Annotated in this window: 20 protein-coding genes and 2 tRNA genes; 5 read left to right on the top strand and 17 right to left on the bottom strand. The window is 33.7% G+C overall.

Features of this window, described 5'->3' with window-relative positions; translation table 11 throughout:
- Positions 1-133 precede the first annotated feature (133 nt).
- On the bottom strand, positions 134-2,983 hold the full coding sequence (gene gcvP, locus GQR98_RS04460) for an aminomethyl-transferring glycine dehydrogenase (protein ID WP_159018461.1): 2,850 nt from the start codon (positions 2,981-2,983) through the stop codon (positions 134-136).
- 55 nt (positions 2,984-3,038) lie between these two features.
- Here gcvP and GQR98_RS04455 point away from each other — a divergent pair, with 55 nt between their 5' ends.
- Entirely contained in the window at positions 3,039-3,938 is a 900-nt protein-coding gene (locus GQR98_RS04455) for a hypothetical protein (protein WP_233268076.1), read from the top strand.
- Here GQR98_RS04455 and GQR98_RS04450 read toward each other — a convergent pair.
- The 8 genes from GQR98_RS04450 to GQR98_RS04415 form a co-directional block, all read right to left on the bottom strand.
- Complete coding sequence (locus tag GQR98_RS04450) at positions 3,935-4,198, bottom strand: hypothetical protein (RefSeq protein ID WP_159018460.1); 264 nt, start codon at positions 4,196-4,198, stop codon at positions 3,935-3,937. The two genes, GQR98_RS04455 and GQR98_RS04450, sit on opposite strands and share 4 nt — an antisense overlap.
- Positions 4,199-4,200: 2 nt before the next feature.
- Entirely contained in the window at positions 4,201-4,752 is a 552-nt protein-coding gene (locus GQR98_RS04445; protein WP_133967295.1) for a sigma-70 family RNA polymerase sigma factor, read from the bottom strand.
- Between the two features lie 43 nt (positions 4,753-4,795).
- On the bottom strand, positions 4,796-5,671 hold the full coding sequence (locus GQR98_RS04440) for a methyltransferase domain-containing protein (protein ID WP_159018459.1): 876 nt from the start codon (positions 5,669-5,671) through the stop codon (positions 4,796-4,798).
- A gap of 8 nt (positions 5,672-5,679) precedes the next feature.
- Positions 5,680-6,075, bottom strand: a complete 396-nt coding sequence (locus GQR98_RS04435) for a hypothetical protein (protein ID WP_159018458.1) — start codon at positions 6,073-6,075, stop codon at positions 5,680-5,682.
- On the bottom strand, positions 6,062-6,424 hold the full coding sequence (locus GQR98_RS04430) for a hypothetical protein (protein ID WP_159018457.1): 363 nt from the start codon (positions 6,422-6,424) through the stop codon (positions 6,062-6,064). The genes GQR98_RS04435 and GQR98_RS04430 overlap by 14 nt, the downstream gene beginning before the upstream one ends.
- Positions 6,425-6,477: 53 nt before the next feature.
- A complete protein-coding gene (locus GQR98_RS04425) occupies positions 6,478-6,981 on the bottom strand; it encodes a GbsR/MarR family transcriptional regulator (RefSeq protein ID WP_042502621.1) in 504 nt (167 codons plus the stop codon).
- Between the two features lie 67 nt (positions 6,982-7,048).
- Positions 7,049-9,736: an AsmA family protein gene (locus tag GQR98_RS04420; protein WP_159018456.1), complete on the bottom strand. Its 2,688-nt coding sequence runs from the start codon at positions 9,734-9,736 to the stop codon at positions 7,049-7,051.
- Between the two features lie 85 nt (positions 9,737-9,821).
- A complete protein-coding gene (locus GQR98_RS04415) occupies positions 9,822-10,526 on the bottom strand; it encodes a queuosine precursor transporter (RefSeq protein ID WP_159018455.1) in 705 nt (234 codons plus the stop codon).
- Between the two features lie 73 nt (positions 10,527-10,599).
- Between GQR98_RS04415 and folK the strand changes: the two genes are divergently transcribed.
- Positions 10,600-11,730 (top strand): 2-amino-4-hydroxy-6-hydroxymethyldihydropteridine diphosphokinase, encoded by a 1,131-nt coding sequence (folK, locus tag GQR98_RS04410; protein ID WP_159018454.1) that lies wholly within the window; start codon positions 10,600-10,602, stop codon positions 11,728-11,730.
- 78 nt (positions 11,731-11,808) lie between these two features.
- Here the strand turns inward: folK and GQR98_RS04405 are convergent, their stop codons facing one another.
- From GQR98_RS04405 to GQR98_RS04390, 4 genes are all read right to left on the bottom strand, one after another.
- Positions 11,809-14,430: an MGH1-like glycoside hydrolase domain-containing protein gene (locus GQR98_RS04405; RefSeq protein ID WP_159018453.1), complete on the bottom strand. Its 2,622-nt coding sequence runs from the start codon at positions 14,428-14,430 to the stop codon at positions 11,809-11,811.
- 317 nt (positions 14,431-14,747) lie between these two features.
- Positions 14,748-15,407: a class I SAM-dependent methyltransferase gene (locus GQR98_RS04400; RefSeq protein WP_233268075.1), complete on the bottom strand. Its 660-nt coding sequence runs from the start codon at positions 15,405-15,407 to the stop codon at positions 14,748-14,750.
- 123 nt (positions 15,408-15,530) lie between these two features.
- On the bottom strand, positions 15,531-16,358 hold the full coding sequence (locus GQR98_RS04395; RefSeq protein WP_159018452.1) for a cupin domain-containing protein: 828 nt from the start codon (positions 16,356-16,358) through the stop codon (positions 15,531-15,533).
- 2 nt (positions 16,359-16,360) lie between these two features.
- Positions 16,361-16,900 carry an RNA methyltransferase gene (locus GQR98_RS04390; protein WP_159018451.1) on the bottom strand — a complete coding sequence of 180 codons (540 nt, stop codon included), beginning with the start codon at positions 16,898-16,900 and terminating at the stop codon, positions 16,361-16,363.
- 316 nt (positions 16,901-17,216) lie between these two features.
- Here GQR98_RS04390 and mutS point away from each other — a divergent pair, with 316 nt between their 5' ends.
- From mutS to GQR98_RS04375, 3 genes are all read left to right on the top strand, one after another.
- On the top strand, positions 17,217-19,829 hold the full coding sequence (mutS, locus tag GQR98_RS04385; protein WP_159018450.1) for a DNA mismatch repair protein MutS: 2,613 nt from the start codon (positions 17,217-17,219) through the stop codon (positions 19,827-19,829).
- A gap of 98 nt (positions 19,830-19,927) precedes the next feature.
- Positions 19,928-19,999 (top strand) — tRNA-Gly (locus GQR98_RS04380).
- A 30-nt stretch (positions 20,000-20,029) separates the two neighbouring features.
- A tRNA-Leu gene (locus GQR98_RS04375) sits at positions 20,030-20,113 on the top strand.
- Between the two features lie 212 nt (positions 20,114-20,325).
- On the opposite strand, the gene GQR98_RS04370 is transcribed toward GQR98_RS04375, so the two are convergent.
- The 4 genes from GQR98_RS04370 to GQR98_RS04355 form a co-directional block, all read right to left on the bottom strand.
- Complete coding sequence (locus GQR98_RS04370) at positions 20,326-21,051, bottom strand: LytR/AlgR family response regulator transcription factor (RefSeq protein ID WP_159018449.1); 726 nt, start codon at positions 21,049-21,051, stop codon at positions 20,326-20,328.
- Positions 21,052-21,065: 14 nt separating this feature from the next.
- Positions 21,066-22,130 carry a sensor histidine kinase gene (locus GQR98_RS04365; protein ID WP_159018448.1) on the bottom strand — a complete coding sequence of 355 codons (1,065 nt, stop codon included), beginning with the start codon at positions 22,128-22,130 and terminating at the stop codon, positions 21,066-21,068.
- Positions 22,131-22,469, bottom strand: a complete 339-nt coding sequence (locus GQR98_RS04360; RefSeq protein ID WP_159018447.1) for a DUF4907 domain-containing protein — start codon at positions 22,467-22,469, stop codon at positions 22,131-22,133.
- Positions 22,470-22,568: 99 nt separating this feature from the next.
- On the bottom strand, positions 22,569-23,555 hold the full coding sequence (locus GQR98_RS04355; protein ID WP_159018446.1) for a Kelch repeat-containing protein: 987 nt from the start codon (positions 23,553-23,555) through the stop codon (positions 22,569-22,571).
- Positions 23,556-23,684 lie beyond the last annotated feature (129 nt).

Here is a 23,684-nt window from a genome sequence, read left to right as displayed (position 1 = left end):
TTATTCAATTTTGAGTTAATTCAATAACGAAAAAGACATAAAATTGCCGATATGGTTTATATATCGGCAATATAAAATCTTATTAAAAAATATATAAATTATTTTCTATTATTTTACGATGTTCAAAGGGTGTTTATGCCTCCATATAAGCCTCTATAGGCGTACAAGAACATATTAAATTACGGTCACCGTAAGCATCATCTACACGACGAACACTTGGCCAAAATTTATTCTCTCTTACGTAATCTAGCGGAAATGCTGCTGTTTCGCGCGAGTACGGAAAAATCCATTCGTCTGCCGTAATCATATCTAATGTGTGTGGTGCGTTTTTTAAAACGTTGTTGTCATCGTCTTTAGATACACTGTCTATTTCTCTTTTTATTGAGATCATAGCGTCACAAAAACGATCAATTTCAGCTTTGCTTTCACTTTCTGTAGGTTCAATCATTAATGTTCCTGCAACTGGAAAAGAAACTGTTGGAGCATGGAAACCATAATCCATTAAACGTTTCGCGATGTCACTAACCTCAATACCGTTTGCTTTAAATGGGCGACAATCTACAATCATTTCGTGAGCTGCACGTCCGCGTTCTCCAGAATATAATGTATCGAAATTACCTTGTAAACGTTGTTTGATGTAGTTAGCGTTTAAGATGGCTATTCTAGTCGATTCTGTTAAACCTTCTGCACCTAACATTTTAATATAACCGTAAGAAATTAAACAGGCTAAAGCAGAACCAAAAGGCGCTGCAGAAATAGCAGTAATGGCATTTTTTCCGCCTGTTTTTACAATAGGATTTCCTGGTAAAAATGGTACAAGCTGTTTGGCAACACAAATTGGACCAACACCTGGGCCACCGCCTCCATGAGGGATAGCAAAGGTTTTGTGTAAGTTTAAGTGACAAACATCGGCACCAATATTACCTGGGTTTGTTAAACCTACTTGTGCGTTCATGTTTGCACCATCCATATAAACTTGTCCGCCGTTATCGTGAATAAGTTGTGTAATTTCTTTAATAGCCGACTCGTAAACACCATGTGTAGATGGGTAAGTGACCATTAAGCAAGATAAATTATCCTTATGTAATTCTGCTTTTTCGCGTAAATCGTCTACATCGATATTTCCTTCTGCTGTAGATTTTGTTACAACTACTTTCATGCCAGCCATAACAGCACTTGCAGGGTTTGTTCCGTGTGCAGAAGAAGGTATTAAGCAAATATTTCTGTGATGATCGTTACGAGATTCGTGATATGCTTTTATAACCATTAAACCAGCAAATTCACCTTGGGCACCAGAATTTGGTTGTAGCGATGTTGCTGCAAAGCCAGTAATTTCGGTAAGTTGATCTTCTAATTCTTTAATTACTGTTAAATAACCTTTGGCTTGTTTAGCAGGAACAAATGGGTGAATGTTTGCCCATTTAAAAATACTTAATGGTAACATTTCCGCGGCAGCGTTAAGTTTCATGGTACAAGAACCTAAAGAAATCATAGAGTGATTTAATGATAAATCTTTACGTTCTAGTAATTTTATGTAACGCATTAATTCGGTTTCTGAGTGATGTGTATTGAAAATATCACTAGTTAGAAATTCTGATTGACGCTGAATTGTTTCTTCAATATTATTTGAAGATTCAATAGAAGAAATTTTAATGGTTTTTTTGTCTGCAGCCTTAGCGAAAATAGAAATTAAATAGTTTATATCTCTAATTGAAGTGGTTTCGTTTATAGAAATAGTAACTGTGTTTTTATCTGGGTAGTATAAGTTCACCTTTTTCTCGGTGGCTACTTTCTTTATTTTTTTTGCTTTCGTTTTTATTTGAAGTGTATCGAAATAAGAAGAGTTAACTTGTTTGTAACCTAACTTTTCTAACGCTCCAGCCAACATAGCTGTTTTGTTATGTACTTTATTAGCAATATGCGTTAAACCTTTTGGACCATGATAAACGGCATACATACTTGCCATAACAGCTAAAAGTACTTGTGCTGTACATATGTTTGATGTTGCTTTGTCTCGCTTAATATGTTGCTCGCGTGTTTGCAAAGCCATGCGTAAAGCACGGTTACCATTAGCATCTTTAGTAACACCAATAATACGACCTGGAAGATCACGTTTGTAAGCTTCTTTAGTAGCGAAGTAAGCGGCGTGAGGACCTCCGTAACCCATTGGGATTCCGAAACGTTGTGTGGTTCCAAGAACAACATCTGCACCAAATTTACCTGGAGCTTCTAGTTTTACTAAACTTAAAATATCGGCAGCAACGGCTACTTTTATTCTGTTATCATTCGCTTTTGAAATAAAAGATTTGATATCTGTAATTTGACCGTCTTTTCCTGGGTATTGTAAAATAGCTCCAAAAAAGTCTTCAGAGAAATCAAAATCTTCTTCTGTACCTACAACAAGTTCAATACCAATTGGGTTCGATCTTGTTTGTAGTAAAGAAAGCGTTTGTGGTAATATGTTTTCTGAAACAAAAAACTTATTTACTCCTGCTTTCTTCTGGTCACGTTCTCTAACTGCAAATAGTAAACTCATGGCTTCAGCCGCAGCTGTACTTTCATCAAGCAGCGATGCGTTTGCAATTTCCATTCCTGTTAAATCAATAACCATGGTTTGGTAATTTAAAAGCGCTTCTAATCTACCTTGAGCAATTTCTGCTTGGTAAGGTGTGTAAGCCGTGTACCAACCTGGGTTTTCTAATATGTTACGCTGGATTACTGCAGGTAAGATATTAGGATGATAACCTAAACCAATATAAGTTTTATAGGCTTTGTTTTTTTTGGATAACTCATGAATGTGAAGTAAATACTCATGTTCTGTCATTGGTTCGTCCAAATCCAAACCTTTTTTTAAACGAATATCATCTGGAATGGTTTCGTAAATAAGCTGATCTAAAGAATCGGCACCAATGGTTGTTAACATTTTATTTTGGTCATCTGCTCTAGGACCAATATGACGCAAAGCGAAAGCGTTTGTATTCATTACAGTTACAATTTGTTATAGATTTCGCAAAAATAAATAATAATTGATGTTTTTTATGGAAGAAAGCAGAAAGTTTTTAACCATTTACATGTGTTATCAACAGTTTGTTTATTTTTACAGCATGAGGCTATTAAAGCAGTTTTTTAATTTCTATTTGAATAGTAGTATTCACGTGGCTTTGTCTGTGTATGCGCTTACTTATGTTACACTTTTAGAGTTCGGTTTTTCTTATGAAAAAAATGTGCTTTGCTTTGTGTTTTATGCGTCAATTACTGGATATAATTTTGTTAAGTATTTTGGAGTGGCCAAATTTCATCATCGAGGCTTCGCAAGTTGGTTAAAAGCTATTCAGATTTTTTCGTTTTTTGCCTTTATTTTAATGTGCTATTATGGATTACAACTTAGCTTTTTTACTTTGTTGGGTATTGCAGGGTTTGGGGTGGTCACTTTTTTATATGCGATTCCGTTTTTGCCAAAACGTTTTTTTTTAGATCAACAGAATAATCTACGTAGTATTGGCGGGCTTAAAATTTACTTAATTGGATTAGTTTGGATGGGTGTAACGGTGTGTCTTCCTATAATAGAAAATAAATATGCAGTAGATACCGACGTGATTATAACAGCTATACAGCGCTACCTTTATGTGTTGGTGCTTATGCTACCTTTTGAAATTAGAGATTTACAATACGATAGTTTAAAACTATCTACCGTACCTCAAAAAATAGGTATTAAAGGAACCAAGTTAATGGGTATGGTTCTGTTAGTAGTGTTTTTTTTATTAGAGTTTTTTAAAGATGAAACGCATCAAATAAAAATAATGGTATTACTAATATTATCGATACTTACAGCAGTATTTTTATTGTGGTCTAGCAAAAAACAAAGTATTTATTATGCTTCGTTTTGGGTAGAAGCTTTACCTGTTTTTTGGCTAGTACTTATGCTGTTTTTCGACTAATGTAACTGTTCTTTCAAAGCTTTTTCTAAATCTTTTTTCATGTCTTCTTTACACTTTGGGTCTAAGCATTCTAGCTCAGCAGCATCAATACGTTTAGTTAACTTAGCGTTGTTTTTAGAATAGCCTCTGCATGCTTTGCAGTATATTAAATGCAGATTCAGCTTTATCTTTTCTAATAAAGACGCTTCTTTATATTGCGATTTGTCGCAAACGTGGTTTGCTTCATCGCAGGGCATGAATATGTTTATTTTTTTACTCATAATTAAAACCAATTTTCTTTTAAGCAATCGGCCATAGCAGTTCGTGCTCGGTGGATAATTACCCATAGGTTAGACGCAGTGATATTAAGTTCATTACAAATCACCTCAGTTTCATAATTAAGTACTGTTTTCATTTTAAAAACGTTGGCCTGTTTCTTTGGTAATTTGCTTAAGCAATTATGTATAGCGTCGCCTAACTCACTGTTTTGCATGCTGTCTTCGGCTGTTTTGTCGAACGGGTCGGCAACACGTTCTTCAAGCCAATCGCCTTCAGATTCTGCATCGTTATATTGAATTCTAACTTCTGCTTTTCCTTTATTTGAATTTATTTTTCGGTAATGATCAATAATTTTTCGTTTTAAAATAGAAATCAACCAAGTACGTTCACTTGCTTCTCCTTTAAAATTTTTCATTGATTTTAACCCTGCCAAAAATGTGTCTTGCACCAAATCTTGAGCGATCTCTCTATCGCTTACGCGGGTTACTGTGTAATTAAACAAGTAATCTGCGTATAAATCGATCCACTTATCGGGATGTATTTCGTGTTTGGGCATATTGTACAATTTTCACCAAAAATAAGGTAAAAAAATGAATATATTATTTGGTGCAACTAATAATGTAATAACCAAAGCTTTTAAAGTGTAATCCTGAAAGTAAGGCGTAAAAAGATCCTTTTAGGTTATGCAGGCTTTCTCGTTTTAATGTTTTTGATGCGAATAGTTTTTTAAAGATGAAACCTGTTATTGCGAAAGGAACGTGTAAAACAGATGGAGCGACTTTGTAGGATGTGTTTTCTACCTTAATATTCGTAAAACCTTGCTCTTTTAGTTTGTTGACCATATTTTCGATAGTTTCTAATTTTTCTAAACTCCAATGATCACAAAGGCTTTTGTAAGCAAACTTGCTGGTATTTTGAAAGGTTGAAGCTTCTTTTTTTAAGAAAGCATCGGCAATAACCAATCTTCCATTTGGTTTTAAAACACGATAAGCTTCTTGAATAGATTTATCACTATGTCCAGAATGGCAAAAGCTTTCTATGGCTAAGGCCGCATGGAATGTGTTTGAAGGAAATGATGTGTTGTTATAATTTTCTTTTAAAATGTTTCCTTTATAATTTTTAAGAAGCATGTTGCCTTGTTGCATTTGGAATTCTGATAGGGTGACTCCAAAAGCAGATAAGTTTTTTTTATTTTTTAAAGCATAACGCATGGTGCCTCCCATACCGCAGCCCATATCTATTAATGAAATTTTTTCATTAGTTAAGTTTAATCTTTTTATTACCTGATTATTCATTTCGTTTAGCATAGAATCTCTCTTAAAGGGATTTGTTTTGAAAGGAATAAAATACCCAAAGTGCATGTTGAAATCTTTACTCCAAAACTCGTAATCTTCAGTGGCTTCGTTATAGAAATCAATCATCTCGATACGGTTCGTTTCTGGGCTTTTTTCTAAATTAATGGTTGCAGTTGTCATAGGTTTAGTTATTGAAGTTGAACTTTAGTATTTGCTTTTAAAGACTGTTTAGATTTGGTTCTTCCTCTAAAAAAGAAATATAAATTTAAGAACAGCATCACGCCTAAATAGATAGAAAAGGCGCCGATTTTTTTACTTAATATTTCAATGATTGATTGATAAGTAAGGCTTTCGTGTGCCTGATAAGTTATTTTCAGAATTAACATAGCCCAACCTATATTAATAAGGTAAAAACCTATTTCGAATAATTTGTTTGTTGCCAATGCGATATCTTCTTTGCCTTTAAAAATATCAATCATGAAGAGTTTTCCATTTTTAAATAGCATTTTGGAAACGTAGATTGTTAAGGCGATAACAATTGGTAAATAGATTAAGTAAGCGATAATGATTTTAGAATTTTCCATGATGTATTGATTTTGATTTTACAAGAAAGGTGAGCCAAAAAACATTGTTGTAATGTAAAATGGCTAACCCGAGAATAATGATGCCTAAGCGATAGCTTAGCGAGTTAATAATTTGAATTATTGAATTTAATTGTTCCCAATATGCAATAGAGAAAATGGCATAACCAAGGTTGGTGAGATAGTAACCAATAAGTAAAATGTTGTTTATGCTTTTTACGAGTTGGGTGTTTTGTTGAAATAGATGAATGAGGTATATTTCTCCGTGTGTGTAAAACAACCAACCAATTTTTATCATGATAAAAAAGATGATGGGTAGGTAAATGCTATATGTAAGAAGATTATAATTCATTTTCTAAACATTTTAAACTTTCAGAAATTATTGAAAGTATTATTGAAATTTTTTTATTTGATGAGTTTCAATAAAGATTTAGTGATCCAAGTTTGTTCTTGGTTTACAATTTTATTCATCATCGCATCAGCAGTTTCAGCTAAATCATGCAAAGCTTTAGTTTGTTTAATAAGTTCTCTTGTTTTTTCTGTGCCATCATCTTTTATCGAGGATACGTCTTTTAAAACTTTAATAACAGGTTTTATTTCACGACGGCTACGTTCTTTTGCAATATGTCTGGCAAGTTCTTGTACGTCTTTTTCAGTAGAAAAATACTCCTTACGTTCGCCAGGAATAAGCTCTTTTGTAACAATACCCCAATCCATTAGTTGACGCAAATTCATGCTTGTATTACCACGGGAGATTTTAAGTTCTGCCATAATTTCTTCCATGGATAAGGGTTTAGTAGAAATAAAAAGCAAAGATTGTATTTGCGCCATAGCTTTGTTTATACCCCAAAGTGTGCCTAAACTTCCCCATGTGCTAATAAACTTATCTTTTGCTTCTTGGTATTCCATACAGCAAATATATATAATATTTCTGAACTTTCAATAATTATTGAAAGTTTATTTTGGTTACTCAAAATTATTTAACCGTATCCTTTGTTTTTTTCTTTAATAAACCACCTAATACATTTTTTACTGCATTTGTAGTGTTATTGGTAGGTGTGGTTTGAGTAGAATCTGTTTGAGTTGTTTTATTGCCAAGAATACCTCCTAAAACATCTTTAACGGCATTAGTTTGTTCTGTTTTAGTCGAGTCTGTTTTTGTTTTGTTACCGCTAATAATACCTCCAATTAGGTCTGTAACTTTGTCTTTACCTTTATTAAGTAGTTTTTGCTTTTCTATTTCAACCAGTTGTTTTGTTAGGTTGGTAACTCCACTTGTTAAATCTGTTTTTACAGTCGGACTCGTGTAAGAACCTCCAATATTTGCAGTAACCGGAATGGTAATGTTGTTGGCCTCTTCACTATCAATTTTGCTAATAAGCGCTGTAATATCGGAGCCTAAGTATTTTGCTGGCACATTAAAAATAGCATTGTAATTTAATGTTTGATCAAAGCCGTGTGATCCAGAAACCGTAATAGCGATATCTTTATATTTTAAATCGAAAGGTTTTACGCTTACTTGCCCATTGGCAAATTCTAACTTGGTTTTTAGATCTTTTAAATCGAGTTTACTAAAATCTATAAAGCTCAATGAGTTATCAAGTTTGCTTAAAAGGCCACTTTCGTTTTCGGATAGGTTTGTTGTTAATAATTCTGCTAGTGCATTACCCGAAACAGTGCTTAAATTTGGAGCAAAATCTTTATCTAAACTTCCTGATAAATTAATAGTTGTATTTAATTTTCCTTGTAAAATTTTGGCGATAGGGGCTAAGTTTTGAAGTAATTCTAAACCTTTAAACGATTTTGAAATATCGAAGTTATTAGCACCTAAATTGAAACTAAATGTTGGTGTTTCTGTTTTGGTTGAAACATCTCCTGAAATAGAAAGCGCTCCATCAAAAATACTTGATGATACGTTGCTTAACGTTGCAGCTTCATCTTTTATTAATAATTTTCCTTTAACATCGGTTAACGTTAAATTATCATAAATTACGGTTTTAGCATTGGCGTTTATAGTGCAATCTAAAAAAGCAGGGATTTTTAAGGCTTCCGATTCTGTTGGAGTTTGTGTTTTTGTTTCGGTTGAAGTTGTTTCGCTTTCCGACATAAAATCACTCATTTTAAAAAGGTTCGAATTTAAATCGAAATTACCTTTTAGTGTTGTGTCACTAAGTACAAAACCTAGTAAGTTGTTTATAGTTCCGTTAGCATTTAAATCACTTTCACCTGTTTTTGCTTTAAAGTGATTTAGTGAAACGGTTTGAGGATTAAAGGTTAAATCTGCTTCTGAAATTTCTAGAGGGTTTGCCATATCTTCAGAAGTATACACAAAATTACTAAGGCTAGCAGTTCCGTTACTTTTAATGCGTTCAAAGGCATTAGTTTCAATCGCATTCATATCAAAAGCCGTGCTTAATTTTGCTTTTAAAATACCTGTAAGCGGACTTGACAATTCAACAGGGTATGCTTTTGTGATATTAGCTAAGTTTAAAACACCGTCTAAATTGGCGCTTACAAGCATGTTTTTAGTCATATTTTTTATACTAGCAGACGATTTAAAAACATCGTCGTCTATTTTAAAGTTCAAGGTTTTTATGTCAACAAAAGTATCGTCTAAAAAGCCTGTTGTGTTTTTTATAGAGGTGTTAATTACAATGTTTGTTACGCTTTTTGGTAAATCGGGATATTTAAAAGACGCATTGTTCGAGGCGATATTAATATCTAATTTAGGGATGGTTTTATCAGAATTAATACCTTTTACAATACCATTAATAGTAAAGTCTCCACTAGTTTGTACGCCATCTAAACTTCCTGAATACGTCTCTGGAATTAAGGCTAAGAAATTTTTAAAATCAGATTCTGGGTTTTTAAAGGTTAAATCGATATTCTGACCTTCATCTAATAACTGAACAAAACCATCAAATTCTATTGGCAATTTATTGATGTAGCCTTTGTTTTCTTTAAAAGTGTATTTGCTATTTGTTAAGTCTAAATCTATTAAAGCATCAAGTTTTATGGCATTATGGTTTAGGTAATTTGTGCCGTCCATGGTGAAGCTAACATTGGCTTCTGTTTCAGTATCGAGTTCCGATGTTTCTCCCGAAAAAGTTCCGCTTCCGGTATGGTTTAGCTCTGAGATTTGCATCATCATTTTAGAACTTTCATCTATATAATCAAAACCACTATTTTTTATGCTGTATTCGTCTATGCTAAAAGTAAAACTGCTGCCAGTTGTGTCTGTTGTTGTTTCAGGTTCGCTAGCTTTGGCAATATCGTAATTGGTTTGTCCTTCTGCATTGGTTTTTAAAGTAATCATTGCTTCATCTACAAAAATGCTATTCACAACAATAGGCTCTTCACCTGCTGTTTTAAATAATTCGGGGATAGACACGGTAAACGCAATAGATTTTGCTGCTACCAAGGTATCGCCTTTAAAAGGTTCGAAATTTGTAATAACAAAATCGTTTATACCAACGTGAGCCTCAGGAAAGCTACGGATAAAGCTTAGACTTACATCGCTAAATTCTACTTGAGCATTTACATTATCATTTATAAATTGTTTTACAATGCCTTGAATTTTTCCTTGGAAAACAAAAGGAATCGCGATTAATAATATAAGTACGGTAAGTATAGTGAAACCGGTGATTTTTAAAACTTTCTTCATAATAAGCTGTTTATAAAAATATTTACGTAAAAAATGGATTAGGGGATGAAATTAAGGGCGGGTTTAAGTTAATTTTAACGCAATTCTAAAGTAAATCTATTTCTTGGTTTATTTTTAAATTGAATCGTTTTCTAAACAAAAATACGCCTAAATATAAAAAAGGAGTATCTAAAAATGCAATAATTACTTTAAATAGAAAACCACTTAGTAGTAAACCTAAAAAGCGATCCCAGGCAATAATTTCGAAAACACAAAGCAATCCAACTACGGTAAAGGTATCAACAAATTGAGATAAGAAGGTTGAAAAATTATTCCGAAGCCATAAATGTTTGCCTTTTGTAAGTTGTTTCCAGAAATGATAAATTTGAATATCTATAAATTGAGCAAATAAATAGGCCATCATGCTTGCAAATACAGCTAAAACGGTATTTCCAAATACGGTGTTAAACATGTTGTCTTTTACAGGAGACCATGGTGTTGCAGGAACAATGCTAGAAACGTAAACAATTAAAAGTGAGAAAAACGAAGCGAAAATTCCGGCTGTCACAATTTGGTTGGCGCGCTTTTTTCCATAAATTTCACTTATTAAATCGGTGATTAAAAAAGTAATAGGGTAGGGTAGTATGCCAACAGAAACTTCGAAAAGTTTAGATCCAAAAATTTCAACATCAAAAGGATGCCAGTAAAAAAACTTCTGAAAAATAAGATTAGAAACTACTAATGAGGTAATAAATAAGGCTCCCAAAAGCATGTAAATTCGTTGGGCAGCGAGTTTGTCTTTTAAAGTCATATAAAGTTGTGAATAAATACCTCGTGTAAATATACAATGAAACCATTTAGTTTTCATTATTTTGCCGATACTTATGACGAAACCAAGAATATTTCATATTGCATTAGGAAGTAATAAAGGCGATAAATTTAAAAATTTACAAAACGCCGTAGATGCTATTTTTCGGCAAATTGGTAATACAAAGTTAATTTCTAAAGTATATAAATCTGCTGCTTTAGGTTTTGAAAGTGACGATTTTTTAAATTGCTGCTTGGTTTTAGAAAGTGATTTACAGCCACATGATGTTTTGGGTATGCTTTTGGCTATTGAAATAGAATTAGGACGTACTCGTAAATTAAAAAACGAGTATGAAGCGCGAGTAATAGATTTGGATGTTGTTTTTGCAGAAGAACAAATAATAAACACCGAAACTTTGCAGGTTCCGCATCCAGAAATGCATAAGCGTAAGTTTGTTTTAATGCCACTCAACGATTTGGCGCCTAAATTAAAGCATGCTAAACTTAATAAAACCGTATCGGAGTTGTTAGAGGTTTGTGAAGATAAGTCGGTTTTAGAACCTTTAAATATTTGGCTTAAAAACCCTAGTAAAACCCTAGATTTTTCTAAATATAATTATATTGCAATAGAAGGTAATATTGGTGCGGGTAAAACCAGTTTGGCAAATAAAATAGCGCAAGATTTTAATGCAAGATTACTTATGGAGCGTTTTGCAGATAATCCGTTTTTACCTAAGTTTTATAAAGATGCACAGCGTTATGCGTTTACCTTAGAAATGTCTTTTTTAGCAGATCGATATCAGCAAATTTCAGAAGATTTAGCACAACTCGATTTATTCACGCAATTTGTTGTTAGCGATTATGATGTTTTTAAATCGCTTATTTTTTCTAAAATAACATTGAATACGGATGAGTATGGATTATATAGAAAGTTGTTTTACTTAATGTATAAGGATATCCCGAAGCCAGAGCTTTATGTTTATCTATACCAAAACACCACACGTTTACAAGAAAATATTAAAAAACGTGGACGCGATTACGAGCAAAATATTGCCGACGATTATTTGGAGAAGATTAACTCTGGATATTTAGAGTTTTTAAAAAGTCAGAAAGATTTTAATGTGAAAATTATTGATATTTCCGATAGAGATTTTGTTGCAAACAGAAGTGATTACCTTTGGGTTTTGGGTGAAATTTGTAGTGAATAATTAAAAATAAAAACTCCATTAAGATATCTGTATGTTAAGATGCCTTAATGGAGTAGGTATATATTCAGAAAATAGAAATTAGTCCTCGTCCATTTCCATAATTAAATTGGCAATAAGAGATGTCCATCCTGTTTGGTGAGATGCTCCAAGTCCTCTGCCTGTATTGCCATCAAAAAATTCGTAGAAAAAGTGTTCCTTTTTAAAATATTCATCATTAGTGAAAACCTTGTCAGGATCATCTGAGTGGTATTGGTATTTACCATCTTCATTCGGTTCAAAAAGTTTTATTAATCTTTTAGTTAGTTCATTAGCAATTTGCTTTAGATTAAGTTTGTTGCCTGAACCTGTTGGAAATTCATAAGTGTATTCATCGCCATAAAACTCGTAGTATTTACGTAACGATTGGATAATCATGTAATTTAAGGGCATCCAAATCGGTCCGCGCCAATTTGAGTTGCCTCCAAACATGTTAGAGCGGCTTTCTCCAGGCTCATATTGAATTTGGTGGTGTCCATTGTGGTTAAATACGAAAGGATGTTTTTCATGATATTTTGAAAGTGAACGAATTCCGAAATCTGATAGAAATTCGTCTTCATCCAGCAAACGTTTTAATAAGTGTTCTAATCTAAAGCCTCGCATAATAGAAAACATGAAGTTTCCGTCTTTGTTGGCTTTTTCTAAGTTCGAAATTAGAGAGGCTAAATCTGGTCGTGTTTTTATAATATTATTTGCTCTTCTTCTAAATTCTTTTAATTCTTCAAATAAATCTTTGTTAATAATTTCTACTGCAAACATGGGGATAACACCTACTAAAGAACGAACTCTTAGTCGTTCGGTTCTGCCGTTATCCATTTCAACCACATCGTAATAGAAATTATCATCATCATCCCAAAGTGAAATATCTTTTTTTCCAATATGGTGCATGGCCCAAGCGATATTCAAAAAATGTCTAAAAAACTTAACAGCAGGCTCTTCGTAAACTTTATTGTTTTTAGCAAGCTCAAGAGACATGCGCAACATATTAATAGAGAACATAGCCATCCAGCTGGTAGCATCTGCTTGTTGCATTCTTGTGATACCTTCGGGCATGTGGTTTCTGTCGAAAACACCAATATTATCTAAGCCTAAAAAACCGCCTTCAAATAGATCTGTTCCGTTTTTATCTTTTTGGTTAACCCACCATGTGTAGTTAATCATAAGTTTTTGGAATGCTTTTTCTAAAAATTCAAGATCTCCTTTTCCTGTTTTTTGTTTATCCTTTTCATATACTTTCCATACAGCATAACTGTGTACAGGCGGGTTAACATCGCTAAAGTTCCATTCGTAAGCAGGGATTTGACCGTTAGGGTGCATGTAGTTTTCTTGTAATACCAATAGTAATTGATCTTTGGCGAAATAGGGGTCGATTTCTACAAACGAGGCCATGTGAAACGCTAAATCCCAAGCGGCATACCAAGGGTATTCCCATTTGTCGGGCATAGAAATAATATGTCTATTGGTAAGGTGTTGCCAACTGTAATTCCGCATGTTGGTTCTGTTCGGTTTATTTTCTCCTGGTCCTCCAAAAAGCCATTTAAAAACATCAAAATAATAAAACTGCTTAGTCCATAATAATCCTGAAAAAGCTTTTTTAGCAAGGTCTTGTCTTGCTTCAGGTAAATCTTTTTTTATTATATCAGCATAAAATTCTTCACATTCTGCTTTTCTTAGTTCAAAAATAGAATCAAACGCTTCCCACGGATTATTTATTTCATTTTTGCTAAGGCGTATTTTAACACTTTTTTCTTCGCCAGCTTTTAAGCTAAACTTATGCCAAACGGCCATTTTAGAACCCGTATTTTTTGGGTTTACAGTGTTTTTTTTATTTACAACGTGTTCGTGAATACCATCTTTAACATAAGGAACTTCATTTTTTACATTATAAATACGTTCGTTATTGGTTTCATTTTCACAATATAAAGGTTTTCCGTTTTCATGATACAAATAATATTCTCCATTTCTACTGCTGCTAGATTGTGCACAACCTTCTTTTGTGGATTTTATAATTGGACGTTCAAATTTTTTATTGTGTTTCCATACATTTCTAAACCATAAATGCGGTAATATATGAATATCGGCTGCTTTCGAGCCTCTATTTACAACAGTGACCTTCATTAAAATATCTTCGATATCTCCTTTTGCGTATTCAATAAAACAATCAAAATAGGCATTGTCTTTAAAGCAGCCTGTGTCTAATATTTCATATTCGTCCTCGTCTCGCCCTTTTCTATTTCCTTCTACTAAATCGCTGTAAGGAAATTTGCAATGCGGATACTTGTATAGGTACTTATTGTATGAATGTGTTGGTGTGGATACTTGATGGAAATAAAGTTCTTTAACATCTTCTCCATGGTTTCCTTGGTTGTTGGTAAGGCCAAATAGACGTTCTTTTAAAATGGTGTCTTGCCCATTCCAAAAAGCAGGGGCTAAACATAGAATTTCTTTAGCATCGCAAAAACCACCTATACCTTCTTCTCCCCATCTATAGGCGTTACTTCTAGCTTTTTCATGGTCGATAAATTCCCACGATTCTCCGTGCTCACTATAATCTTCTCTAACAGTTCCCCACTGTCTTTCTGCTAAATATGGTCCCCAGTTTTTCCAGTTTTTGTAATTGTTAGGTGTTGCTAAGCGTTCCGATTCTGGGTTTTTATCAGCCATAAATTCTAGGTGTCATTATTAATAAAGTTGAAACTATTAATTAAAACGTATGTGATATAAACATCAAATTTAGTTTTATAATGTTTCTGCGTTTTAATTAGGTTTCAATAAAAATAGAGCTTTTTTCAATAAGTTCTTAATTGGGTTTGTAAGTATTTCTGTATTAGCGGTTTTAATAGTGTTCTTTTAGCTTCTTTTTAAAAAAGGATTGAGTTTATTGCTGAAGATGTATTTACTTAAAGTGGCAGATAGATGTTGAGAGAAGGTTGTGCGTTTTATGATTTCTTGTTTATTTGGTGTGCATGTCAGGAAGATTATTAAAACATTTTATATAGGGTTGTAACAATCCGTCCTTTCTTGTCATTTAAAATGTACTCATCAAGCAGTGTTTCTTTTTTAACTTCTAAATTAAAAGGTGCTTCTAGTAAGTTAACGCCGCTATTCTGTTTCAGCCTGATTCCTTGCCCAGAAATAATATCTTTATTTGGAGTAAATGGAGCGAGGGGTATATGTTCTGTTAAAATAATAAACTTGTAATGTTCTAGCTTTTTAACTAGGCTTATTATTTCTAGGTTAGATAAATGCTGTAATACTTGACGGAGAATAATACAGTCGGCCTTCGGTAGTTTGTCTTTCGCGAGATCTAGGCAGTGGAATTCTAAATTATCAGCTTGGTGTATTTGTTTATTTCTCTCAATAAGGCTTTCAACAATATCAACGGCAATATATTTTTTGGTGAATTGAGCAAGCTGTTTTCCAATATTAAAATCACCGCAACCCAAATCGCAGACTGTTAAAGTTCTGTTGTGCAATTCTAAAAAAGCGGTTAAAACATCTAAAAACGGATTTATAATATCAGGATCGTGAGAGCCAGATCCGGAATAGAAATCGAATTCACTACCACCCCAAAGGTTCAATTTATAAATCTGATTCATGGCATCTTTAGTTGGCCATGGTTTTTTAACTTTTTTAGTCACCTATTTAAAATTTGTCAGGTTTCATTATAACAAAAATGCAAACTAAATTTTAGTAAACCATTAATAAAGTAGGTTTTCAAAAACTTAGTTTGCACTATGTGTTTAATTTAAAAAAAGAAGTTTTTATTTTTCTTCTTTGTTGTGTGTTTCTAGCCAAGCTTCTCCGTCTTTATCAACAAAGAAATCCATCCAAACATAATACATTTCATTATCAGCTTCTACACTCACCGAGTGGCTCGAACCTCTTGGAATATGCAATAAAGAGTATTCAGGAAAATCAACCTGAGCTTCATCAGCATAAACAACGCTGTTGTTATCTGTAAGACCTAAAAATAATTGTTCAAGCATACCATGTACGTGTGCCCCAACTTTATCTGGGCCAATAGTTCTAACCGTTCCCATGGCTACTCTAGGTATATATTTGTTAGGTAATATAGTTCTACTAGTTGTTTGCGGACTTTTAATAGGTTCGGTGTACGATTCGCAATCTGTAAACTGTTTAAAGTAAATAGTATCTACGTTTTCTTTCGGGAACGTTTTAATATCAACAATATCTAATTCCGTTTGTAAAACCGATATTTTAAGGTAATGTAGTGTTTCGTTCTCATTAGCTTTAAATTCAATATCATCAACACTGTTCGGTAACATAATAGTTTCCGGTACAATCTCGTAAGTTTTACCACCAGAAGTTAATGTTGCATTACCAGTTATAAATAAATAAATGGTTTTGTGCGTGTCATTAATATCTACCTTTTGGGTAATGTTGCTATTAATGGTAATGTGTTCGGTGGTGACGCCGTCAATCTCATCGGTTAAAATGTTTTTACTTTGTTCTTGCTGGTTTTCTTGCATTTCCATATCGAGATGTTTGATAGGGATTTCTTGCGCGTAAACTGCAGCAGCAGCGAAAAGAAGCGCTGCTAAAATGGATAATTTTAAATTAATTTTCATTGTTAGTTAAATTGGTTTACCAATTTACTAAATATATCCCAAACAACAACACCACAACTCACAGAAATATTCAAAGAGTGTTTTGTGCCGTACTGTGGAATCTCAATAACCACATCGCTAGCGCTAACCACATTTTGTGCCACACCCTTAACTTCGTTACCAAAAACAAGTGCGTATTTCGTATTCTCCTCTGGAGTAAAATTGTTAAGCATCGTTGCGTTTTCAGCTTGCTCAATAGAACAGATTTTTACTTTATCAGCTTTAAGTTTTTCAACCAAATCTATGGTGTTTTCAACGTGTTCCCAAGCTACGGTGTCCGTGCTTCCAAGTGCCGTTTTATGGATGTCCTTATGTGGTGGCGTTGCCGTAATACCACAGAGGTAAATTTTCTCAACCAAAAAGGCATCACTGGTTCTAAATACCGAGCCAATATTATTTAAACTTCTAATATTATCTAGAATAATAATAATAGGTGTTTTTTCAGCCTCCTTAAAAGCATCAACACTCAGTCTGTCTAGCTCGTTATTTTTTAATTTACGCATGGTACATTATATTTTTTTATTTCCGCGAAAGCGAAAACCTGTCTAATTTAACGTGTTTATTTCTTTTGGCGTTCCCCAAGGGTCGGGCTTGCACTACTCGCTTTTTTGTGTTGCATAGGTGCAACCACACAAAAAGAGCTCAAACAGGTCGTTTAATCCCTAACGCGCCACTGTTGTGTGCTTACTCCGTTCTAATATTCGGTTTAATAAATAATATTCGTGAATTTGTGAACAAATAGCAATAACTTCTATGGTTTCAACTTCAAAAAAAATAGAATAATAGTTACTTTAGCAAACTTACTAAAACAGAAAACCATTGGCAACAAAAAGTAAAAAAGTAACACCGTTAATGAAACAGTACAACGCCATCAAGGCTAAATATCCTGATGCTTTGTTGCTGTTTAGAGTGGGCGATTTTTACGAAACCTTTGGTTCCGATGCTGTAAAAACAGCAGGGATTTTAGGTATTATTTTAACCAAGCGTGGTGCAGGTAGCGAAAGCGAGATTGAATTGGCTGGTTTTCCGCACCATTCATTAAACACCTATTTACCTAAACTGGTAAAGGCTGGCGAGCGTGTGGCTATTTGTGATCAACTCGAAGACCCGAAACAAACTAAAAATATTGTAAAGCGTGGTGTAACAGAACTTGTAACACCTGGTGTAGCATTAAACGATGAGGTTTTAGTGTCTAAATCGAACAATTTTTTATGTTCGGTTTATTTTGATAAAAAATATATCGGTATTTCATTTTTAGATATTTCTACGGGTGAGTTTTTAACATCGCAAGGTAATGCGGAGTATATTGATAAATTACTTCAAAATTTTAACCCCAGTGAAGTTTTAGTTTCTAAGCAAAAACGCGCTAAGTTTAATGAAACCTTTGGAGAAGATTTTCATACCTTTTATTTAGAAGATTGGGTATACCAAACCGATTATGCCTACGAAACCTTAATAAAACACTTTGATACTAAAACATTAAAAGGTTTTGGTATAGAAGATTTGTACGAAGGGATTATTGCTTCGGGTTCTATTTTGCATTATTTAGGAGAAACGCAGCACCATAAACTACAGCACATTACATCTATTTCGCGTATTGCAGAAGATGACTATGTTTGGATGGATCGTTTTACCATTCGTAACCTAGAACTTTATAATTCTACAAATAATAATGCCGTAACCCTTTTAAACGTTATCGATAAAACCATTTCACCAATGGGTGGTAGGTTATTAAAGCGTTGGTTGGCTTTGCCTTTGAAAAATGTGGCGAAAATAAAACAGCGTCATGAAGTAGTTAAATTTTTAACGACTGAAGATGTTACGTTACATACCGTTCAAAACCATATAAAAGGAATTGGAGATTTAGAGCGATTAATTTCTAAAGTGGCTACAACTAAAGTGAATCCGCGCGAGGTTATTCAACTTAAAAATTCATTAGAAGCTATTGTGCCAATAAAAACGTTGGCTACCAATTGCGATAACGAATCGTTGAAAATTATTGGAGATACGTTGCAGAGTTGCGAAGTACTTCGTGCTAAAATTATAGAAACTCTAAATGAAGAGGCGCCAGTAAATGTATTAAAAGGTAATAGCATTGCCGAAGGCTTTTCAAAAGAGTTAGATGAGTTACGAGCGCTTTCTACTTCTGGGAAAGATTATTTAAACGGAATGTTGGCCCGCGAAAGTGAGCGTACAGGTATTACATCGCTTAAAATAGCATCCAACAATGTGTTTGGTTATTATATTGAAGTGCGAAATACGCATAAAGATAAAGTGCCTGAGGAGTGGATTAGAAAACAAACTTTGGTAAATGCCGAACGTTATATTACCGAAGAATTAAAAGAATACGAAGCCAAAATTTTAGGTGCCGAAGATAAAATACAGGCTATCGAGCAAAAGCTATTTGCCGAATTGGTAAGTTGGATGAATCAATATATAAAGGCTGTTCAACAAAACGCTTATTTAATAGGGCAAATAGATTGTTTATGCGGTTTTGCACAGTTAGCAAAAGATAATAGTTACATCTATCCTGTAATAGATGAGTCTCACGATTTAGAAATTAAGGAAGGTCGCCATCCTGTAATTGAAAAGCAATTGCCTATTGGTGAAGCTTATATTGCCAATGATGTGTTTTTAGATAGAACCACACAACAACTAATCATGATCACCGGGCCTAACATGTCTGGTAAGTCGGCTATTTTACGTCAAACAGCACTTATTGTGCTCTTGGCTCAAATGGGAAGTTTTGTGCCTGCAAAAGAAGCCAGAATAGGTTTGGTAGATAAAATATTTACTAGAGTAGGTGCTAGTGATAATATTTCGATGGGCGAATCTACTTTTATGGTAGAGATGAATGAAACGGCATCTATTTTAAATAATATATCTGAACGTAGTTTGGTGCTTTTAGATGAAATTGGACGTGGTACAAGTACATACGATGGTATTTCTATTGCTTGGGCTATTAGTGAATACTTACATGAGCATCCGGCAAAACCTAAAACGTTATTTGCAACACATTACCATGAGTTGAATGAAATGACAGAAACTTTTGGACGCATTAAAAACTTTAATGTTTCTGTAAAAGAATTAAAAGACAATGTACTTTTCTTGAGAAAGCTAGTTGAAGGCGGAAGTGCACATAGTTTTGGTATACATGTGGCAAAAATGGCGGGTATGCCTCAGCAAGTTTTGCACCGTGCGAATAAAATTTTGGAGAAATTAGAGAAGTCGCATTCTAGTGAAGAACTCACAAATAAAGTAAAATCGATGCAAGACGATATGCAACTCAGTTTTTTTAATTTAGACGACCCATTACTCGAAAATATAAAAGACGAAATATTAGATATTGATATTGATACACTTACACCGGTAGAAGCGCTTATGAAACTGAATGAAATTAAGCGCATGTTGGTAAAGAAAAAGCAGGTTTAAAAAGTTTTTTAATTTTTTTTTGAAAAAGGCTTTGGTAATCCAATAAAAGTCTTAAATTTGCAACCGCAATAGCAATATTGCTCGTTCATTAAAAGACTGCGAAAGTAGCTCAGGGGTAGAGCATCACCTTGCCAAGGTGGGGGTCGCGGGTTCAAATCCCGTCTTTCGCTCTGAGAATTTTTGCATTAAAATATTCCAATGCTGAAGTGGTGGAATTGGTAGACACGTTGGACTTAAAATCCAATGTCCATTAGGACGTACGGGTTCAAGTCCCGTCTTCAGTACAAAAGCCTTATCTTTTATTAGATAAGGCTTTTTTTATGCGCCATAATTAAAATAGTATACTTTTTAAAGGGATTGTAAAAGAGGTCATGTAAGCGGGTTTTACTTCCGTTAGTAAACCATTATCGAGCTATAGAATATAGGCAGCGCAGTTAAGCTCTAAATATGTGTGTTTAGGTTTTAAAGTTGTTTAATAAGAAGTGTGTATCGCTAATTAAACACCCAATCGTTTCATAACGGTATCCTTATAAGTTTCTCCAACAGGAATACGCATGTCTGCCACCAAAATTTTAGATTTTTGAATAGCTTTTATATGTTCTATGCTCACAACGTAAGATTTATGAACTCTTATAAATTTTGACGGAGGAAGTTTATCTAATATGTCCTTAAAACTAGATAAAGTTAATATCGGCTTTTGAGTATCTGAGGTGTAAATTTTAATGTAATCTTTTAAGCCTTGTAAATAAACAATAGTGTCTATGTTTATTTTAATGTTTTCATATTCCGATTTAACGAAAATAAAATTATCAACCGCAACAGGTGCTGCTGTTTCTGATACTTGCGGACTTACAACTACTTTATTCTCCAGCTCATACTTTTCTTTTGCACGAGAAATGGCTTTTAAAAATCTATGAAACGGAATTGGTTTTACTAAATAATCTGTAGCATTTAAGTTAAAACCGTCTAAAGCGTATTCTGGATATGCCGTTGTGAATATAAATTGCGGCATATTGTCTATAGCTTTTACAAGATCGATACCGGTTAAGTTTGGCATTTCAATATCTAAAAACACTAAATCTACTTGGTGTTTGTTCAAAAGAATAATGGCTTCTAGTGGGTTTGTGCACTTTGCGACAATTTCTATACCGCCAACTTGCTGCACATAAGATTCTACTACATCAATAGCTAGAGGTTCGTCGTCTATAATTACACACTTCATTTTAAATAGTTTTACTAGAGTTTTAACGTCAAATTTACAACAAACTCATTATCGATTTCTTTAATAGTTAACCAATGACTGTCTGGGTATAGTAAACTCAAGCGGTCTTTTGTGTTTTGTAATCCAATTCCAGAACTAGTTTTATCGTTCTTTCTGCTGCCTATCAAGTTAACACATGTAAATTGAAGTTCATCATCTTTAACATAAATTTCAATTTTAATTTTAGTGTGTCCTTTAAAATCGGTGCCATATTTAAAGGCGTTTTCGATAAAAGAAATAAGTAAAAGTGGTCTTATTTTTTGGCTGTTAATTCCGCCATGAATGTTTATGGTAACATGTTCGTTGTTGGCAATACGTAAACGCTGAAGTTTTAAATAATTTTGAACATAGTCGAGTTCGTTACTTAGTAATACAAAATCTTGATTGGTTTGGTACAACATATATCGCAACAATTCAGAAAGTGTGATAACGGCTTCTGGTGCGTCGTTAGATTTTTTTGTAGTAAGCGAATAGATGCTGTTTAAAGAGTTAAATAGAAAGTGAGGGCTAATTTGATTTTTCAGAAAATGTAATTCTGATGATGATTTTTGTGCCTCTATTTGTTTTGTTGTTATCTCGTTGCTACTCCATTCGGTATACATCCTTATGATAGTACCAATCGCTAATATTAAAAAGCTGTTAATAGCAACCATGACGCCTTTGAATCCCCAGAAAAAATGTCTAGACCTGGCACCTCTATAAGGCATAGGGCCTCTGCTGAAAACATTATAGTTTTTATTAAACTCATAGTTTAGTTCTCTAAACAAGAAGGTGAAAAAAGCAATAAAAACAATAGCACAAAAAATATATAAACCTGTTTTTTTATGAAGTAATAACTTTGGGACTAATATTAAATAGTTGAGGTAAAATAAAATAATGTTTATTACAAAAAGAGAGCTATTGTTGAAGTTTATTAAATCTTCTCCCGGTCTAGCCTGAATTAAATGCATGAAAACAAAAATGGTCCATATAGAAATATGAAGCATAATTTGTTTCCGGCTCTTTACGCCAAAAAAAGAAGATTGTACTGTTGTTTCCATTTAATTGTTGCAGTTAAGTGCTATGTTTAACTGGTTTAAGTTTTCTAGCGTTATCTGTGGATTTTCTTTATTATTTAGTTTTTCACTAACCAATTGAGCCACACTATTTGCATCTTGCTCTGTGCAAAACGTTTTGTTTAATTGAACGGCCGGAATGTATTCTTGTTTAATGAGTAATTTCGAATTATAATTTATTTGATATCCAAAACCATTTTCAACTTTAAAAACTTCAGTCTTATAAGGGTTAGATGCTTCAAATATATCGGAATTAGCCATATACAATCCACTAATTAGCACCAAAGCTACCACTAAAACTAATATTATTTTTCTTCTAAACATTATTTATATTTTTTTAAACAAGAAAAACCAAAGTAATTGCTCTTAAATAATGAGCAAATTACTTTGGAATTTAATTAATGGATGATATAAAATTTGCTATTAATCTTCATCATCATAATCATCCTGAGGGAACACTTCGAATGTATCATCTAAGTATAAAGTACCTGTTTTTCCTAAACTTACAAAAGCGCGGCTTCCTGTAGAAAAAGCAACAGCATCTTGTCTTGCAGTAGCTTCTAGGTTTGTAATTTCTTCCCAGTCGTCATTAATAGGGTCGTACTCCCAAATAGAGGTCATGGCACCACCGTAATAGCCGGTAGCAATATATCCTAATCCGCTCATGCTAAAACCTACAGCGTTAGAGCGTACTACATTGTAATCATCGTCATCGTCTAAATCGGTTAAGCTAGACCAAACTTCAGTTGTAGGATCGAACACCCAGAAATCTGTTTTATAAGCACCGTTGCTAACTCCTGTGCCTAAGTAAACTTTATCGTCTATAGTAAAGGTTGTTGCATCTCTTCTTTTATCGCCGCCAAAACCTACAAGTTCGCTCCATGTATCGGTTCCTGGAGTGTATTTCCAAAAATCTTTTAAATCGTTATCACCATCATAACCTGTACCAACATAACCATTACCGCTAACACCAAAACTTACAGCAGCACGTCTAACGCCACCACCAAAGTCTGCTATTTGAGACCATGAGTTAGAAGCAACATCATATTTGTAAAAATCGCTTAATTCATCTAAACCATCATAACCAACACCAATGTAACCATCGCCGTCAATTTCCATTCCAGAAGCAGAACTACGTTCGCTACCTGGGAAATTTGCCTTTTGAGACCAATAGTTTCCTTCAATATTATATTGCCAAAAATCGTTCAAGTAATCGTCACCATCATATCCAGTGCCCATGTAACCTAAATTGTCTATCACAAAACTAGCTGCATTACTTCTTGGAACACCATCAAAAATTGAGCGTTCTATCCAGTTTCCACGCTCTTCGTCATCATCATCGCTACTGCAACTTACAAATAGACCTATAAAAACACCTAAACCTAAAAGGACTTTTAATTTATTTTTCATAATTCGATATCTCTTCTTTTGTTAATCTTTTCAGCAAAACTATCTGTTACTAACGCCATATAAAAACATAATTGATATTCTCGGGATTAGTCTATACCAACACGGCTATTTTCTAGACCAACCAGCATT

Source organism: Algibacter sp. L3A6, from assembly GCF_009796825.1.
In the GTDB taxonomy this organism is placed as follows: Bacteria; Bacteroidota; Bacteroidia; order Flavobacteriales; family Flavobacteriaceae; genus Algibacter.
The sequence above is the reverse complement of the archived record's forward strand: the minus strand, read 5'-3'. Positions and strand labels throughout refer to the sequence as shown.

Coding starts and splice junctions, on each gene's coding strand:
- gcvP (WP_159018461.1), bottom strand. CDS start 2,983: ATGAATACAAACGCTTTCGCTTTGCGTCATATTGGTCCTAGAGCAGAT.
- GQR98_RS04455 (WP_233268076.1), top strand. CDS start 3,039: ATGGAAGAAAGCAGAAAGTTTTTAACCATTTACATGTGTTATCAACAG.
- GQR98_RS04450 (WP_159018460.1), bottom strand. CDS start 4,198: ATGAGTAAAAAAATAAACATATTCATGCCCTGCGATGAAGCAAACCAC.
- GQR98_RS04445 (WP_133967295.1), bottom strand. CDS start 4,752: ATGCCCAAACACGAAATACATCCCGATAAGTGGATCGATTTATACGCA.
- GQR98_RS04440 (WP_159018459.1), bottom strand. CDS start 5,671: ATGACAACTGCAACCATTAATTTAGAAAAAAGCCCAGAAACGAACCGT.
- GQR98_RS04435 (WP_159018458.1), bottom strand. CDS start 6,075: ATGGAAAATTCTAAAATCATTATCGCTTACTTAATCTATTTACCAATT.
- GQR98_RS04430 (WP_159018457.1), bottom strand. CDS start 6,424: ATGAATTATAATCTTCTTACATATAGCATTTACCTACCCATCATCTTT.
- GQR98_RS04425 (WP_042502621.1), bottom strand. CDS start 6,981: ATGGAATACCAAGAAGCAAAAGATAAGTTTATTAGCACATGGGGAAGT.
- GQR98_RS04420 (WP_159018456.1), bottom strand. CDS start 9,736: ATGAAGAAAGTTTTAAAAATCACCGGTTTCACTATACTTACCGTACTT.
- GQR98_RS04415 (WP_159018455.1), bottom strand. CDS start 10,526: ATGACTTTAAAAGACAAACTCGCTGCCCAACGAATTTACATGCTTTTG.
- folK (WP_159018454.1), top strand. CDS start 10,600: ATGACGAAACCAAGAATATTTCATATTGCATTAGGAAGTAATAAAGGC.
- GQR98_RS04405 (WP_159018453.1), bottom strand. CDS start 14,430: ATGGCTGATAAAAACCCAGAATCGGAACGCTTAGCAACACCTAACAAT.
- GQR98_RS04395 (WP_159018452.1), bottom strand. CDS start 16,358: ATGAAAATTAATTTAAAATTATCCATTTTAGCAGCGCTTCTTTTCGCT.
- GQR98_RS04390 (WP_159018451.1), bottom strand. CDS start 16,900: ATGCGTAAATTAAAAAATAACGAGCTAGACAGACTGAGTGTTGATGCT.
- GQR98_RS04370 (WP_159018449.1), bottom strand. CDS start 21,051: ATGAAGTGTGTAATTATAGACGACGAACCTCTAGCTATTGATGTAGTA.
- GQR98_RS04365 (WP_159018448.1), bottom strand. CDS start 22,130: ATGGAAACAACAGTACAATCTTCTTTTTTTGGCGTAAAGAGCCGGAAA.
- GQR98_RS04360 (WP_159018447.1), bottom strand. CDS start 22,469: ATGTTTAGAAGAAAAATAATATTAGTTTTAGTGGTAGCTTTGGTGCTA.
- GQR98_RS04355 (WP_159018446.1), bottom strand. CDS start 23,555: ATGAAAAATAAATTAAAAGTCCTTTTAGGTTTAGGTGTTTTTATAGGT.